This is a genomic window from Idiomarina abyssalis (genome assembly GCF_019797805.1).
In the GTDB taxonomy this organism is placed as follows: Bacteria; Pseudomonadota; Gammaproteobacteria; order Enterobacterales; family Alteromonadaceae; genus Idiomarina; species Idiomarina abyssalis.
Genome location: NZ_CP081832.1, coordinates 1,133,072 through 1,147,003 on the forward strand (window position 1 = coordinate 1,133,072; position 13,932 = coordinate 1,147,003).

The following is a 13,932-nucleotide window of genomic DNA, read 5'->3' on the forward strand; positions in this document are numbered from 1 at the left end:
TCTTAACGAAGGACGGCGTTAGATTCCATTTCTTCGTCGTCCTCTTCTTCTGTTTCCGGCGCTTCTTCAGCCATTGACGTTAATAGTTCATCAGAGGTTTGTGACGGAGCCAGTATGGCAAAGTTACTGTGTTGCTGGTCTTCAGCTTTAGCGCGTCGCGTAATGCGGTACAGCGAATAAAAACCAACACAGGCGGTTAACGCAGCCAGAAGCAGGAAGAAGTAATTAATAGCACCAAACTGCATTAATGCGGCTACAGCTGGTGCCCCGATAATAGAGCCTGCCCCGCCAATTTTTATGATAGCTCCCGTTGCTCCGACCATTTGATCGCGTTCGAGAAAGTCGTTGGTGTGCGCCATGCCCAGTGAGTATAAGGGTAAAATGAAGGCACCTAATAAACCAACATTCAGGTAAATAAGAAGCGCATTTGATGCGGCTAACTGGGAAAGAGCGATTGCGGTCAGCGTGCCGCCGGTTGCACAAATAGCAATAACAAAACGGCGATCAATTCGATCGGATAATAAACCGAAAGGTGCTTGTGAGATCAGGCCGCCGAGAATAAAGGCTGACATGAAGAAGGTAATTTGCACAACGCTCAGGCCAATATAAGACGCATACATAGGCCCGATACCATAAAACATGGCGTAGCAGGCTTGCATAATGAAAGCGTTTACCACACCCAGCGGCACCGTTTTAAGCAGCAAGGAGACAGGAACCTTGCGGTTTTCATGGGTTGTCGGTTCCACTGTCACACTGACCAAAATTGGAATTAAAGCAAGGTTAATCAGGAGTGCGACAATAGCAAAAGCGACAAAGCCGGCAGGGTCTGCCACGCCTAGAATAAGTTGCCCCGCAATGAGGCCAGTGTAAATAATGACTAAATAGATAGACAGTAAAGTACCGCGGCTGCGGTTATCTGCCATGGTATTAAGCCAACTTTCGACAATGACAAAAATACCGGAAATGGCAAAACCGGTAATAAAACGCATAACAAACCAGACTACGGGGTCAACCCAAATGGCCTGCATTAGAATACTGAAGGCGGCTAATGCGGCAAGCCCCCCGAATGAGCGAATATAGCCTACCCGACGAATGTCTTTAGGTGCGCGGGTAGAGCCAAACAGGTAACCGATAAAGTAGGCTGACATAATAAAACCGGTAACCAGGGTACCGAAGTCTTCAATGGTGGCACGCAAACTGAGTAGGGTACTGGTCATGCCAACACAGACCCCAATTAAACTGATGCTGCCAAGCAGTGAACTGATACCGCGAAGTTGTTGTTTTAGCATGCCTTTGTCACCCTTCGTCCGTTTGTGGCAATACTACCTGTAGTCGCTTTATTTTCCTAGAGAAGATTCCCACAAGCTTATCCACAAGTTGTTACTTGCTGTTCGCTATCTGGCTGTTTAATATGCTCTCAAAGTCTTATTTGGATAATGACATGTCAAAGTCGAAGATTCATTACATTGCAGTCGCTTTTTTAGTGCTGTTAGTCACTTTTACGACAACAGATGCTGAAGCGCGGTTAATTGAGAATTTGTATTCGGCAGAAGTTGAAGTCGCGTCACAAAGTTCATCGCACCGACAGCAGGCAATTGGTGAGGCTTTTGATCGAGTCATTATTAAGCTCACCGGGAAATCGGATGCGACAGAGCACGAAGCGATAGAACGAGCCAAGCGAGATGTCAATAATTACCTGGTGCAATATGGTTACAGCGATAACCAAGGGCAACGAACGTTAACAGCCACGTTTGACGGCAGGAAGTTAAGAGCACTTCTTGCCGAGCATCAACTGCCTTACTGGGGGAGTCGCAGACCTCAGTTAATGTTGTGGATTGCGAAAGAAAGTGACAGCGGGCAACGCACAATAATTGACAGTAACAGTGAATCTGTTTTTACCCAGCAACTTCGATTTTTTGCAAAACAGTACAGTATTCCGGTGCAACTGCCGCTAATGGATTTAACCGATAATTTCACCATTAGCGCAATGGATGTCTGGGGGCGCTTTTTAGACCCTGTGAGGACAACGACAGAGCGGTACGGTACGGATGGGTTACTGGTAGCACGTATTGTTCGCCAGGAGGATGAGGAAGCACCCTGGAGTTTGAATTGGTTCGTGGAAATTGGTGATGACAGGTTTGCCGGAGAAGTGACGGCAACAAGCGTTGACTGGCTGGCAGAACCTTTAATAGAACAATTAATGGTGAAGCTGTCAGCTAAATACAGCATGACCGCCGGCGATGAGAACGTACGCAACACACTAACGGTAAAAGTTGAGCAGCTAAACAGTCTGAGCAGTGTTTTAAAACTGGAAAGCTTTTTGAAAAGTATTGTATCGGTCCGGGAGGTTCGCTTATTGAAATACTCTCAGAATATGAGCGAATTCGAGATTGTTGTGAACGGACCCGTCGACCAAATACTGCAGGCTATCAACCTGGATGGGCGTCTTGTTTCTCAGGAAGTTGGTCCTTTTGTCGCTGCAAAACAAACGGAAACCCCTGTTTACCGCTGGGATGAGGGTCGCTGATGCCTCCACAGCAATTGCCGCTGGCTGTTCAGTTACCGGACGATGAGCTTTTTTCCACCTTTCTTGAGGGCAATAACGCGACCTTATTAAGTTGGTTAAAAGCCTTACCCGAAGCTAAACCTCCGTTAAAAAGAAATCAGCAGTTAACCTGGTTGTCGGGAGCCAGTGGTGTGGGGAAAAGCCATTTAATGCACAGTGTTATTGCATCGGTTGGGCCTCAGCAGCGTATTGCTTATTTGCCATTAAAGGAGCTTGTTGAGGTTGATGCAGAAGCGGTGTTGAACGGTATTGATCAAGCTGATCTTATTTGCCTGGATGATATTGACACTGTGACGTTGAAACAGGACTGGTGCTTCGAACTGTTCTCTTTAATTAACCGGGTAACCGATAATGAGTCTACCCGGCTCATTATGACAGCAAAGCAGTCGGCGGCTCAGACCGAGGTCGTATTGCCGGACTTACAGTCGCGTTTTCAATGGGCAACGGGGTTTCAGGTACACCCGTTAAACGATGATGAGAAAAATAACGCTTTAATACTCAGAGCACAATGGCGTGGACTGGAGCTTCCTGCCGATGTGGCGGCTTTTATGACTCAGCGACTGGGGCGTTCTATGCGTGATTTAATGAAAGCCCTGAATGAACTTGATCAAGCTTCTATTACCTATCAGCGACGCTTAACAATTCCTTTTGTTAAGCAGGTTCTGGAAATTTAGTTGTAGTCTTTTAGCTTTTTAAGCCCTAAACCTTCTGCTCGTCCTTGATAACGGGCATAACCGGTTGCCCCGATAAAGGCTCCGGTTGTCAATATGATTTCCAGTATCGACCAAATCCGCTCGTCCGGATGTGTGTAAACGACAGTGAGTCCGTGAAGAAAGTAAAACATTAAAATAAAGTTGGTCCACGCGTGTGTATAGGCTTTGCCTTTAACCAGACCGTAGAGTGGGAACAACAACGGCAGTACCCATAAAACAAGAGCAATATAAACGGGCAGCGTTCCTGGCGCATCGGTTGGCATACCGTGCCATAAAGCCACCAAAACCAGTAATGGCCAGTAGAAAACCTGTGTTAACCAGCGGTAAAAGCGCGGAGATGTCGGCATTTAAAATTCCTATGATGAAAGCTTGCTAGCAAAGTTTGTAACCCGTTTGCCTAGTGCAATAGCACATTGACGTTCGTGCTCAGTCAGCTTGTTACTGTGCTCGTGGTGACTGGCTCCGTATGGTGAGCCACCCGATTGAGTTTGATGCAGGGCAGGCTCCGAATAGGGAATACCAACTAACATCATACCATGGTGAATTAAAGGCAGTGCCAGTGTTAGCAGCGTTGACTCCTGTCCACCATGAAGTGAGCTGGATGAAGTAAATACGGCACCAGGCTTATCGGTCAATGCGCCTTGCAACCATTCACGAGAGGTTCCTTCCCAAAACTTCTGGAGGCTTGATGCCATATGACCAAAGCGGGTCGGGCTTCCCAGAATCAGCGCGTCACAGTTTTCAATATCGCTGTTTTCAACTTCCAGATCTCTGTCGCTGACCGCATTACTGCCGTGCCCAGTGCTACGCAGAACAGCTTCGCCACCTGCGCTGGTTACTCCTTCTGCAATAGCGTCGGCAAGCCTTTGTGTTGCCCCATTGCGGCTGTAATACAGGATCACGACAGAAGTCATGACAGAATATCCAAAACGGCTTCTGGAGGACGCCCAATAGCGGCTTTGTCCCCGGAAATGACAATAGGGCGCTCAATCAGTTTGGGGTTGTTGATCATAGCGGTAATTAATTCGTCTTCGTCGTTTATGCCGGCTAGCCCCAACTCTTTATAGACAGTCTCTTTTTTTCTCATGAGTTGCTCAGCAGAGAGGTTTAATTTAGCCAGTATGTCTTGTAATTCTGCCGCATTCGGGGGTGTTTTAAGGTACTCGACAATTTCCGGTTCAATATTATTTTTCTGCAGTAGTTCCAAAGTTTGTCTTGATTTTGAACAACGTGGATTATGATAAATTGTTACTTGGCTCATAAGTGTCGTACCTTGTAGTATCTGAATATCCGTTAATAGTAACGTAATTGAGGTAAGGAATGAAACTGAGAACACTAGTCTACGCCGCCACGGTGTTATTGATAACGGCATGCTCACCAAAGCCAGATGTTATTACCGACCAAAACAATGAGTTCAGTTGGTCTCAGCTTGAAGGCAAAACTGTTGTTGTTAACTATTTTGCTGAATGGTGCGCGCCGTGTTTGCGAGAACTTCCGGAACTTAATGAATTTAACAGCCATAAACCCGAAAATGTTGAACTAGTTGGAGTAAGTTTTGACCCGATGTCAAATAGCGAACTCGCTGAGCTCAAAAAGCGCCATGGCATTGAATTCCAACTGGCGCTGATGGACCCTGCACCTGCGTTTCCATTTCAACGCCCACAAATGTTACCGGCAACCTATGTGATAAAGCCTGATGGCACGGTAAAAGGCCCCCTTATGGGCGAGCAAGATCTTGAATCATTGGAAAGTGCCATTAATTCACATTAAGTTTTGTACTTGCTGCTCTAAGTTACGAATTTGGTCAATACGTGCGTTAAGTCGTTTGTGAGTAAGGTCACTGTCTGTATGATTATGAGCCGTATGCAACTGGTCGATAGCCAGTTTAAAGTTACCTCTTAGCGCGAGTGCCTCAGCGCGAGTTTCATACATAGCCGCACGTTTTCCATTACGTTCATAAACCTGGGTAAGAAGGTCAAGCGCGAGTGGATCATTGGGTTGTTGTAACAGAAAGTCTCGTAGCAGCTTCTCTGCCAGAGAGGTGTCCTGCGCCTTCAGGGCAGCATTGGCAAAATTTAATGTAATGACGGGTTCATTGGGTTGTTGAACATACTTGCCGCGCAACCAGTCCAATACCGTTTCATAGTCATCTTTTGCAAGCAAAATATCGGTTTGAACATCGATATAAAAGGGGTTGTTGGGTGCTCGCTCCAGCAAAGGCTGCATCAGCTCAAGGGCAACATCGGTATGACCGTTATCTAAAGCACGTATCGCAAGAGCGTACTGTCCGGCTTGCTGGTTTATCGCGTTACGGCTAGAGCGCATAGATTGAAAGTCGCTTTGGGTGCTGTTGCCAATATATCGAGCCTGAATCCTGGCCTTTGCCAGAGCAAAATCGAGACTTGGCGGGACATCGATACGTTGCATGTTTTCTGCCCGGCTTCGGGTATCTGCAATACGAGACTCCGGAAGGGGATGCGTCATTAGCATTTCAGGCGGTTTGCTGACGTACCGGTACTTCTCCGCTAGACGCCCAAAGAAATCAGGGGCACCTCTTGGGTCAAACCCGGCGGCTAACAAAACTGATAGGCCAATGCGGTCAGCCTCTTGTTCATACATTCTGGTGTAATTAATTTGAGACTGTCCGGCCATACCTATAGTGGTATACAGTCCCGCCGCTCCGGCTTCTGGATTCGCCATGCCGACTAAAATTGACCCAATGATGCCAGCTATGGTCATTGGCATACTGCGTTGCTGCTCCTGCATGCGTCGCACAATATGGCGTTGAGTTATGTGCGCAACCTCGTGCCCCAGCACTGCGGCCAGTTCTGACTCGGTTCTGGCTTCGTCAATTAACCCTGTGTGCACACCAACGTATCCGCCCATAAAAGCGAAGGCATTAATTTCTTTATTGTTAATCCAGAAAAAGTTAAATGGGTATCGGACACCACTGGTATTTCTTACCAGGCGCTGCCCTATACTATTTAAATAGCTATCTAACACCGGATCGTGAATGATAGGGGCTTGTGAGCGCACTTGTCGCATATAGAAGTCGCCAACCACACGTTCACGCTCAATACTCATGAAGGCTGCACCAGTGGTGCCTATCTCCGGTAAACGCTTATTATCCTGAACGGCATTACTTGCAGCGCTATAGCTTATTGAAAAAGTGAATAAGCAAGCGATAAAAAAGTGTAATATTTTGGTGGACATCAACGACTCATTGGTTCAATGGAACAGGTTCTATCTAACTATCAGAACAGAATTCTTATCTTTAGTTCCTTTTTACTCTATGGGGTTATGGAAAGATTGCAAGGGCTGATATTATCAAGAGAACTTAAGAATAAGGGACGATGACTATGTGGGAATATATTCAGCAGTGGTATAGACGGAAATTTTCAGACCCTAATGCGGTGACTTTGTTTCTATTACTGGTAGTTACTGTACTTGTCATTGTGCTTTTTGGCAGTTTAATCGTGCCTTTATTAATCGCTATTTCTTTAGCGTACCTGCTAGATTGGCCTGTGATGCGACTCATGCAGTTAGGCTTGTCCCGACTTACAGCGACCATTATTACATTTTCCCTGTTCCTGGCAGTAATGCTCATTGGCTTACTGACGCTGGTGCCAGTTATTTGGCAGCAGAGCACGACCTTAATTCAGGAAATGCCGGATATGGTGACCAACCTACAAATTTGGCTACATAAGTTGCCCGAGATGTTTCCCGGCATAGTTGATGACCACCAAATTAATGAATTCACTCAAGAAATGAAGCGACGGGCGGTTGGTCTGGGTGAGAACCTGCTAACGGTCTCGTTAACTTCTATTGTTAACGTTATGGCTATGTTGGTTTATTTAATTATCGTGCCGTTACTCATTTTCTTTATGCTAAAAGATCGGGATATTTTAATTGCTCACTTTAGTCGGTTGTTGCCTTCAAACAGACAGCTAATTTCGCAGGTGGGGCAGGAAATGAACCTGCAAATTATGAACTACATTCGTGGTAAAGCCATAGAAGTGGTCGTGGTTGCCGTAGTAACCTTTGTTACCTTCAGTCTGTTTGGTTTGCGTTATTCGGCGTTGCTTTCCATTATGGTGGGGCTATCCGTTTTAATTCCTTATATTGGGGCCGCGGTTGCAACGATACCGGTTGTGCTTGTGGCTTTGTTCCAGTTTGGCCCGACAGCCGCATTTGTCTGGGTTACTGTCGCTTATTTAATTATTCAGGCCCTGGATGGCAACCTTTTAGTGCCGCTATTATTCTCTGAAGCTATAAGTCTGAATCCGGTTTATATTATTGCCGCGGTATTAATTTTCGGCGGTATTTGGGGCTTCTGGGGCGTTTTCTTTGCTATTCCGTTGGCGAGTTTGGTTAAAGCCGTCTTAACAGCCTGGGACAGTAATACGGGGGATAATATGGTGGAAGAAACACCGCAATAATGCGGTGTTTCTGGAGTATTAAGCTTGTTTTAGGTGATCCAGTACTACGTCATGGTGCTCTTTTGTTTTAAACTTATTAAATACCTGAGACACGGTTCCGTCTTGTTCAACTAAAAAGCTAATACGGTGGATACCATCGTATTCTTTACCCATAAACTTCTTGAGTCCCCAAACTCCAAAATCTTCAGCAACTTTATGGTCTTCATCGCTTAACAAAGTAAAGTTTAACTCATCACGTTCGGTAAATTTCGCTAAACGCTTAGGCGCATCAGGACTAATGCCAACAGATACAACATTAAACTCTTCAAGCTGCTTACGACTGTCGCGTAAGTTTTGTGCCTGAACGGTACAACCGGGGGTCATGGCTTTAGGGTAGAAATAAACCAGTACACGATGCTCTTTTAATAACTCAGATAAAGTGACGGAGTTTTCATTCGCATCAAGTAAGGTGAAATCCGGTGCTTTATCTCCGGCTTTTAGTGTTTGCATAGCTTTCTCCTGGAACTTCGTTAACAGTACGCTACATGATAACGGACACAAGCAAACTTGGAAAATGCTTAAGTCGCAGAAGTTTATGGAACCTTCTTGGTAACTTATGTTCCTATCACTTGTGTTTCGTTAGGGCTGGCATTACCATTGGAGCCCCAATTTAGGACTTGGAGAATGTATGCTTAAGGGCAGTATTGTCGCTTTAGTTACCCCTTTTACAAAATATGGCAATGTCGATTACAGCGAACTTGAGTTTCTGGTGAATAAACATTGCGAAGCGGGTACGGACGCTATTGTAGCGGTTGGCACGACAGGGGAGTCAACAACCTTAACGCATGAAGAGCATATTGATGTCGTTAATGCGATGGTCGAACTTAGCGCAGGACGTATTGATATTATTGCTGGTAACGGTTCAAACTCGACCAGCGAAGCGGTGCAATTAACTGAAAAAATGACTCAGGCAGGTGTGAGTGGATTTTTAAATGTTACGCCGTACTACAATAAACCTTCTTTAACCGGTCTTATTGCACATTACAAGGCTTGCGCCGACGCCTCTGATAAACCCCAAATCCTATATAATGTTCCGGGCCGTACAAGTCTTGATATGACACCTGACATGGTCGAACAGTTAGCAAAAATTGATAATGTTATTGGTATAAAAGAAGCTACTGGTGACGTAAGTCGTGTACAAGAGCTGAAAAAGCGCTGTGGCGATGACTTTATATTGTTAAGCGGTGATGATCCGACAGCACGCGAATTTATGTTTGCGGGTGGTCATGGCGTTATTAGTGTTACTGCCAATATTGTCCCTGCCAAAATGAAAGAATTGGTTACGGCTGCAGTTTCAGGTGATACCGAGCGGGCTAATCAAATCGATGCTGAGCTGGAACCTTTGCATAATATGTTATTTGTTGAATCCAACCCAATACCTGTTAAATGGTCTTTAGCGTTAATGGGCTGGGTAAGTGCAAACTATCGACTGCCTCTGACTCCTCCGGAAGAACAGAATCAACAATTGATTGAGTCAGTGTTGCAAAAAGCAAATCTATTGAATATTCAGGAGTCTTAATGAAATTGTCTCGCCTTGCGTATATGGGCTTAGCTGCCGCAGTTATCACAGGTTGTTCTTCGGTAGAAAAAGAACGTGCAAGTGGCGGGTTTGAGTATGTGAATATTCAGCCGACTTCAGCACTGGATATTCCGGGGGACCTGGAACAGCCGGAAAAAGGAAGTAAGTATCGAATTCCTGAAACCGATATTGCACAAGCTCCTATTGGCCACCGGGTTAACATTACTGCCCCTCAGCAAGTTCGCCCTCTGGGTTTAGGAAGTCGCGTTTTAGAAACTGAAACAGAAACTCGGGTGTATTTTGACGTTGTCGATGGTATGGGTGATTCAGTTGCTGAATTTGTTCGTCAGGCAGCGCGAGATGTTCTGAAGCGCCGTAACCTTGAATGGCAAGAAGTTAACGAGAACCGTTGGTTAACTGAGCAAATGACCATTCAGCAAACAATTGATGGAGAAGGCGGCTTTCTTGGTTTTGGTGGTGAAAGCGACAGTGAGTTAGAAAGAACATTTCGTTACGAGTTGCTTCAGGAAACAGAGTCTCACAAGCGTACGACAAGTTTGCGGGTAAATGTTAATGACTTCACCCAAGTCGTTGGTGGTGAAGAGAAAGTGGTTGCTCCACTCATTGTTCGAAACCTGGAAACCGATTTATTAAACGCTATTATTTCTGAAGTGAACCGTAAGCAGCAATTGGCTGTTGCCCGTAATAAAGCAGAAGGAATTGATACTCGTTTATCACAAGCGGCTGAAGGTCACTCTATATTTGTGGTTGAAGATAACTTCGATCAAGCATGGCCACTGGTTAACCTTGCTCTGGAAGAAATTGGGTTCGAAGTTGACGACTTAAACCGTGAATCAGGCACTTACTTTGTTGAGTATAGTGAACCGGGTAGTGGCTTCCTGTTTATCGGCGGCGATGACTATGAAAACCTTGGTATAGCTGAAGGTGAGTACGAATTCTGGTTATTGGATGACGGCGAGAATACATCGGTTACGGTTTATAAAGACGATAAACTTGTCTCGGATGAATGGATGAACAAAGTATTTGAAGCCTTTAAAGCAGCTGTTAAACAGCAAAGCAAACTTTAACTTAAGCGCGAGTGGAAAGATTCATGGAAAAACGCAGTGAACTGTATCGGGGTAAAGCAAAGACGGTCTATCATACCGACGATCCTAACCGTCTTGTTCTGGAGTTTCGTAATGACACTTCAGCGTTCGACGGCGAAAAGGTCGAACAGCTTGATGATAAAGGAATGGTAAATAACAAATTTAACCACTTTATTATGGCTAAATTAGAAGAAGCCGGTATTCCGACACAGTTGGACGAATGCTTAAACGATACCGATTCGTTGGTGAAAAAACTGGATATGATTCCGGTTGAATGTGTTGTTCGTAACGTCGCTGCTGGCTCTCTGGTTCGCCGTTTAGGTGTTGAAGAAGGTAAAGAACTTAATCCACCAACATTTGAATTCTTTTTGAAAAACGATGCGTTACACGACCCTATGGTTAATGAATATCACATTCAGGCCTTCGGTTGGGCAACGGCAGAGCAAATTGAAAAGATGAAAGAACTGACGTTTAAAGTGAACGACGTACTTAAAGCTTTGTTTGCCGATGCAGGTTTGCTGCTGGTTGATTACAAACTTGAATTTGGCGTGTTTGACGGGCAAATCATGCTGGGTGATGAGTTCACTCCAGACGGTTGTCGCTTGTGGGACGCTGAAACCCGTGAAAAGCTCGACAAAGATCGTTTTCGTCAGGGCTTAGGCGGTGTTGTTGAAGCGTACCGGGAAGTTGCTAAACGTCTGGGCGTGAAGCTGGATTAGTCTTTTTTATCGGGTTCCTGGTCGGAGTCGTCTTCGGTTTTAGACGATTTCGTACCAGGCCATTTAAACTTCGCTGTATATTTTAAGACCATAATATTGCTGATAACGACACCCAGTACTAACAGTATCAGTAACCACACCAAATATTCGTCCATCCGTCATCCTCCGTTATTGTATCGACATACTGTTTTTTAATTTGCTCCAGATTTTCCAATATGATGTGCTTGCCTTCAATAGCAAGCGAATTGATGGTTTCGGCCAGTAACTCCAGGTTCAGCTGCTGGTGGCATTCTTTCGCCACTGGGCGGTAACTTAAATGCCATGGTTCCTGGGCAACGCCTCCCTGATAACGGGCGTACGGAAAAAAGAAGCCGCTTTCGTGAGCATGTTGAGTCAGCCATTGCCAAAGTGTATGACAGGGGCCTTCCGCATCCGTATATTCTGCTGGTACTAAACGTAATTTAAGCTCATTGCTTTGAAATGGGCGAGGGTCATAGATATCGAAGTCACTTCCCCAGTGATGTCGGCTACTGCCAGGTAATGCAGACCAGTGCAAAATAGCGTGCATTTTTTCTGTATCGGTTAAGGTGGAAACATCCAGCGGCTCACCTTGTTTGGACAACAGTGGCAACTTGCCTCGCCATTTTCTATTCCAGATAGAGAGCTGCCTGTCCAGTGAACGGAACCCGCTGGCAATAGCGAGCTCAATTCCATTAGTGGCCGCTGCTTTCTGCATAGCAAGATAAGCTTGTGCGGCATCCGGGTGAAGTTTATGCCCGTCTACCGCAGTTAGATGTGTTTCAGAGGCGCCCGTAAGCTCGTTGCTACTCAACATAGTAGCTTCTCCATACAGCGATAATACACTTCGCTGAGCTTGTCTAAATCACTGGCTTTAACGCATTCGTTCACTTTATGAATGGTGGCATTGACGGGGCCAAGTTCTATTACCTGAGCTCCGGTAGGCGCAATGAAACGTCCGTCGGAAGTACCACCAGCGGTGGAGAGGGTTGTCGAAAAGCCACACTCATGCTCAATGGCAGACTGAACGACCTCTACAAGCGCGCCGGAATCGGTTAAAAACGGTGGTCCGTTAAGCTTCCATTGCAGTTTGTATTTTAATGAATGCTTATTGAGAATTGCCTCAACCCGCTGCTTAATTTTGTCCGCGGTCAGTTCAGTTGAGAAGCGAAAGTTGAACTGTGTCTCAATACGTCCTGGTATCACATTTCCTGCGCCGGTTCCGGCCTGAATGTTTGACACCTGAAAGGTTGTTGGCGGAAAGCTGTCGTTGCCTGAGTCCCATTCCTCTTGAATCAAGTCACTGAGTGCGGGGGCAAGGTCGTGCACCGGGTTTTGTGCCAGATGAGGGTAAGCAACGTGGCCTTGTATGCCTAATACCGTTAAGTCACCGGTTAAACTTCCCCTGCGACCATTTTTAACAATGTCTCCCAGAGTTTCGGTACTAGAGGGCTCACCAACAATGCACCAGTCAATTTTTTCGTTACGCTGTTCCAGCGTTTCGATAACCCGCTTGGTTCCGTTAATAAAAGGCCCTTCTTCGTCACTGGTGATCAAAAAACCAATATCAGCATCAACCTCAGGGTAATCCTTTACGAAACGTTCGGTCGCGGTGAGCATAGCCGCTAAACTGCCTTTCATATCGGCTGCACCGCGTCCATAAAGATAGCCATTATGAATCGTTGGCTGGAATGGAGGAAACTGCCAGTCGTTGACATCACCAGGAGGAACCACATCGGTGTGCCCGGCGAAACAAAACAGTTTACGGCCCTGACCACGACGTGCCCATAAATTGGTTGTGTCCTCAAAGATCATGGATTCGAGCTCAAATCCCAACGCTGCGAGCCTTTCACCGATAAGCTGCTGGCAGCCTTCATCTTCTGGTGTAATGGAGGGGCGGGAAATGAGCTCATGAGCAAGCTTTAGTGTCTCTGAACTCATAAGTAGCGTTCGCTCCAGAGTTTTTCATTAAAACCACAATGAATAGCCTGGCCGGACTGAACCAGTGGACGTTTAAACAGAGTTGGTTGCTCGGCAATTAATTCAGCTACCTTAGTTGTATCTTCAAGAGCCTTTTGTTCATCAGAAAGATTACGCCAACTGGTACTGCGTTTGTTCAATAGCGACTCTGCAGGCAGTTGCTGTAACCAAGCGTTTACCGTTTCTTTTTGTAATGGCTGCTGCCGAACGTCAATAAATTCGTAATCGACTTCGTTTTTATCTAACCATTTAAGTGATTTTTTAATGGTGTCGCAGTTTTTTATGCCATAAACGCGCAACATAGGTACAGCTCCTGTCGGTGTTAATAAGTAATAAGTGGACTGTCTTTTGCGGTAACGAGTCCGGATTGCAGCCAGTCAAAGGGTTCAGTTATCTGTTCAGGACCGAGCGAACAAATGAGAACCGCAAGCCGTTGTTGCACAGGCTTTAAACTGCGCAGCAACGACTGGTTAATCTTAACCAGAGGATCGCCGCATTTAACCTGGCTTTGTTCACGGCAAAGTACGGTCAAAGCTGGGTGGGTTCCGAAGGCATCGCCTGAACCTGTGATTAACTGTAGAGAGTAAGTGTCATTCAGACGTAAAGACAAGTAATCGCCACTACTGCTTATCTGGGTCAGTTCGCCATCAGCCGGTGCATACAAGGTACTGCCGGTCATTTCTATGACAACACCTTTACCGAGTAAACCATGCTGGCATACTGGTGGAGAAGGTTGCGCTGTGATAATGCGTCCGGTTATCGGCGCATAGAGAATGGGAAGCTTACTTGTTGTCACTGCTGACACCATGCTACTGACTAATTCAGATAGTATA

18 protein-coding genes are annotated in these 13,932 nt (G+C 45.8%); 7 read left to right on the forward strand and 11 right to left on the reverse strand.

The features are described 5' to 3' along the window. Positions 1–2: 2 nt before the first annotated feature. Positions 3–1,289 (reverse strand): MFS transporter, encoded by a 1,287-nt coding sequence (locus K5X84_RS05330; protein WP_054487441.1) that lies wholly within the window; start codon positions 1,287–1,289, stop codon positions 3–5. Between the two features lie 152 nt (positions 1,290–1,441). On the opposite strand from K5X84_RS05330, the gene K5X84_RS05335 reads away from it, so the two are divergent. Both K5X84_RS05335 and hda read left to right on the forward strand, forming a co-directional pair. Next, complete coding sequence (locus tag K5X84_RS05335) at positions 1,442–2,527, forward strand: DUF2066 domain-containing protein (protein WP_233399149.1); 1,086 nt, start codon at positions 1,442–1,444, stop codon at positions 2,525–2,527. Then, entirely contained in the window at positions 2,527–3,240 is a 714-nt protein-coding gene (gene hda, locus K5X84_RS05340) for a DnaA regulatory inactivator Hda (RefSeq protein ID WP_054487445.1), read from the forward strand. The genes K5X84_RS05335 and hda overlap by 1 nt, the downstream gene beginning before the upstream one ends. Here hda and K5X84_RS05345 read toward each other — a convergent pair. The 3 genes from K5X84_RS05345 to arsC are packed head-to-tail and all read right to left on the reverse strand — an operon-like array spanning position 3,237 to position 4,540. After that, a complete protein-coding gene (locus K5X84_RS05345) occupies positions 3,237–3,626 on the reverse strand; it encodes a DUF2069 domain-containing protein (protein ID WP_054487446.1) in 390 nt (129 codons plus the stop codon). The two genes, hda and K5X84_RS05345, sit on opposite strands and share 4 nt — an antisense overlap. Before the next feature lie 9 nt (positions 3,627–3,635). Continuing rightward, entirely contained in the window at positions 3,636–4,193 is a 558-nt protein-coding gene (gene wrbA, locus K5X84_RS05350) for an NAD(P)H:quinone oxidoreductase (RefSeq protein ID WP_054487447.1), read from the reverse strand. After that, positions 4,190–4,540: an arsenate reductase (glutaredoxin) gene (gene arsC / locus K5X84_RS05355; RefSeq protein WP_054487449.1), complete on the reverse strand. Its 351-nt coding sequence runs from the start codon at positions 4,538–4,540 to the stop codon at positions 4,190–4,192. Before arsC ends, wrbA begins: the two co-directional genes overlap by 4 nt. 59 nt (positions 4,541–4,599) lie before the next feature. Here arsC and K5X84_RS05360 point away from each other — a divergent pair, with 59 nt between their 5' ends. After that, on the forward strand, positions 4,600–5,049 hold the full coding sequence (locus K5X84_RS05360; RefSeq protein WP_222236868.1) for a TlpA disulfide reductase family protein: 450 nt from the start codon (positions 4,600–4,602) through the stop codon (positions 5,047–5,049). Here the strand turns inward: K5X84_RS05360 and bepA are convergent. Then, positions 5,041–6,492 (reverse strand): beta-barrel assembly-enhancing protease, encoded by a 1,452-nt coding sequence (gene bepA / locus K5X84_RS05365; protein WP_222236869.1) that lies wholly within the window; start codon positions 6,490–6,492, stop codon positions 5,041–5,043. The genes K5X84_RS05360 and bepA overlap by 9 nt on opposite strands. Positions 6,493–6,638: 146 nt before the next feature. Here bepA and K5X84_RS05370 point away from each other — a divergent pair, with 146 nt between their 5' ends. Continuing rightward, a complete protein-coding gene (locus K5X84_RS05370; protein ID WP_054487455.1) occupies positions 6,639–7,718 on the forward strand; it encodes an AI-2E family transporter in 1,080 nt (359 codons plus the stop codon). A gap of 18 nt (positions 7,719–7,736) precedes the next feature. On the opposite strand, the gene bcp is transcribed toward K5X84_RS05370, so the two are convergent. Continuing rightward, entirely contained in the window at positions 7,737–8,207 is a 471-nt protein-coding gene (gene bcp / locus K5X84_RS05375) for a thioredoxin-dependent thiol peroxidase (protein ID WP_054487457.1), read from the reverse strand. A 178-nt stretch (positions 8,208–8,385) separates the two neighbouring features. Between bcp and dapA the strand changes: the two genes are divergently transcribed. Genes dapA through purC form a run of 3 tightly spaced genes read left to right on the forward strand, consistent with a single transcriptional unit; the run spans position 8,386 to position 11,101 of the window. Further along, entirely contained in the window at positions 8,386–9,276 is an 891-nt protein-coding gene (gene dapA / locus K5X84_RS05380) for a 4-hydroxy-tetrahydrodipicolinate synthase (RefSeq protein WP_199494646.1), read from the forward strand. After that, positions 9,276–10,364, forward strand: a complete 1,089-nt coding sequence (bamC, locus tag K5X84_RS05385; RefSeq protein WP_054487461.1) for an outer membrane protein assembly factor BamC — start codon at positions 9,276–9,278, stop codon at positions 10,362–10,364. The genes dapA and bamC overlap by 1 nt, the downstream gene beginning before the upstream one ends. A gap of 23 nt (positions 10,365–10,387) precedes the next feature. Continuing rightward, positions 10,388–11,101 (forward strand): phosphoribosylaminoimidazolesuccinocarboxamide synthase, encoded by a 714-nt coding sequence (gene purC / locus K5X84_RS05390; RefSeq protein WP_222236870.1) that lies wholly within the window; start codon positions 10,388–10,390, stop codon positions 11,099–11,101. Here the strand turns inward: purC and K5X84_RS05395 are convergent. Genes K5X84_RS05395 through K5X84_RS05415 form a run of 5 tightly spaced genes read right to left on the reverse strand, consistent with a single transcriptional unit; the run spans position 11,098 to position 13,895 of the window. Continuing rightward, positions 11,098–11,256: a DUF2897 family protein gene (locus tag K5X84_RS05395; protein WP_054487465.1), complete on the reverse strand. Its 159-nt coding sequence runs from the start codon at positions 11,254–11,256 to the stop codon at positions 11,098–11,100. The two genes, purC and K5X84_RS05395, sit on opposite strands and share 4 nt — an antisense overlap. Beyond that, entirely contained in the window at positions 11,229–11,936 is a 708-nt protein-coding gene (locus tag K5X84_RS05400; RefSeq protein WP_222236871.1) for a M15 family metallopeptidase, read from the reverse strand. The genes K5X84_RS05395 and K5X84_RS05400 overlap by 28 nt, the downstream gene beginning before the upstream one ends. Further along, positions 11,930–13,060: a succinyl-diaminopimelate desuccinylase gene (gene dapE / locus K5X84_RS05405; protein ID WP_222236872.1), complete on the reverse strand. Its 1,131-nt coding sequence runs from the start codon at positions 13,058–13,060 to the stop codon at positions 11,930–11,932. Before dapE ends, K5X84_RS05400 begins: the two co-directional genes overlap by 7 nt. Further along, complete coding sequence (locus K5X84_RS05410) at positions 13,057–13,401, reverse strand: arsenate reductase (protein ID WP_222236873.1); 345 nt, start codon at positions 13,399–13,401, stop codon at positions 13,057–13,059. The genes dapE and K5X84_RS05410 overlap by 4 nt, the downstream gene beginning before the upstream one ends. 20 nt (positions 13,402–13,421) lie before the next feature. Continuing rightward, the gene (locus tag K5X84_RS05415; RefSeq protein WP_234972451.1) at positions 13,422–13,895 is read right to left on the reverse strand and encodes a PTS glucose transporter subunit IIA; all 474 of its coding nucleotides are present in this window, start codon (positions 13,893–13,895) and stop codon (positions 13,422–13,424) included. Positions 13,896–13,932 lie beyond the last annotated feature (37 nt).

Coding starts and splice junctions, on each gene's coding strand:
- K5X84_RS05360 (WP_222236868.1), top strand. CDS start 4,600: ATGAAACTGAGAACACTAGTCTACGCCGCCACGGTGTTATTGATAACG.
- K5X84_RS05370 (WP_054487455.1), top strand. CDS start 6,639: ATGTGGGAATATATTCAGCAGTGGTATAGACGGAAATTTTCAGACCCT.
- purC (WP_222236870.1), top strand. CDS start 10,388: ATGGAAAAACGCAGTGAACTGTATCGGGGTAAAGCAAAGACGGTCTAT.
- bcp (WP_054487457.1), bottom strand. CDS start 8,207: ATGCAAACACTAAAAGCCGGAGATAAAGCACCGGATTTCACCTTACTT.
- dapA (WP_199494646.1), top strand. CDS start 8,386: ATGCTTAAGGGCAGTATTGTCGCTTTAGTTACCCCTTTTACAAAATAT.
- K5X84_RS05345 (WP_054487446.1), bottom strand. CDS start 3,626: ATGCCGACATCTCCGCGCTTTTACCGCTGGTTAACACAGGTTTTCTAC.
- bamC (WP_054487461.1), top strand. CDS start 9,276: ATGAAATTGTCTCGCCTTGCGTATATGGGCTTAGCTGCCGCAGTTATC.
- dapE (WP_222236872.1), bottom strand. CDS start 13,060: ATGAGTTCAGAGACACTAAAGCTTGCTCATGAGCTCATTTCCCGCCCC.
- K5X84_RS05395 (WP_054487465.1), bottom strand. CDS start 11,256: ATGGACGAATATTTGGTGTGGTTACTGATACTGTTAGTACTGGGTGTC.
- K5X84_RS05335 (WP_233399149.1), top strand. CDS start 1,442: ATGTCAAAGTCGAAGATTCATTACATTGCAGTCGCTTTTTTAGTGCTG.
- K5X84_RS05400 (WP_222236871.1), bottom strand. CDS start 11,936: ATGTTGAGTAGCAACGAGCTTACGGGCGCCTCTGAAACACATCTAACT.
- arsC (WP_054487449.1), bottom strand. CDS start 4,540: ATGAGCCAAGTAACAATTTATCATAATCCACGTTGTTCAAAATCAAGA.
- K5X84_RS05330 (WP_054487441.1), bottom strand. CDS start 1,289: ATGCTAAAACAACAACTTCGCGGTATCAGTTCACTGCTTGGCAGCATC.
- K5X84_RS05410 (WP_222236873.1), bottom strand. CDS start 13,401: ATGTTGCGCGTTTATGGCATAAAAAACTGCGACACCATTAAAAAATCA.
- wrbA (WP_054487447.1), bottom strand. CDS start 4,193: ATGACTTCTGTCGTGATCCTGTATTACAGCCGCAATGGGGCAACACAA.
- bepA (WP_222236869.1), bottom strand. CDS start 6,492: ATGTCCACCAAAATATTACACTTTTTTATCGCTTGCTTATTCACTTTT.
- hda (WP_054487445.1), top strand. CDS start 2,527: ATGCCTCCACAGCAATTGCCGCTGGCTGTTCAGTTACCGGACGATGAG.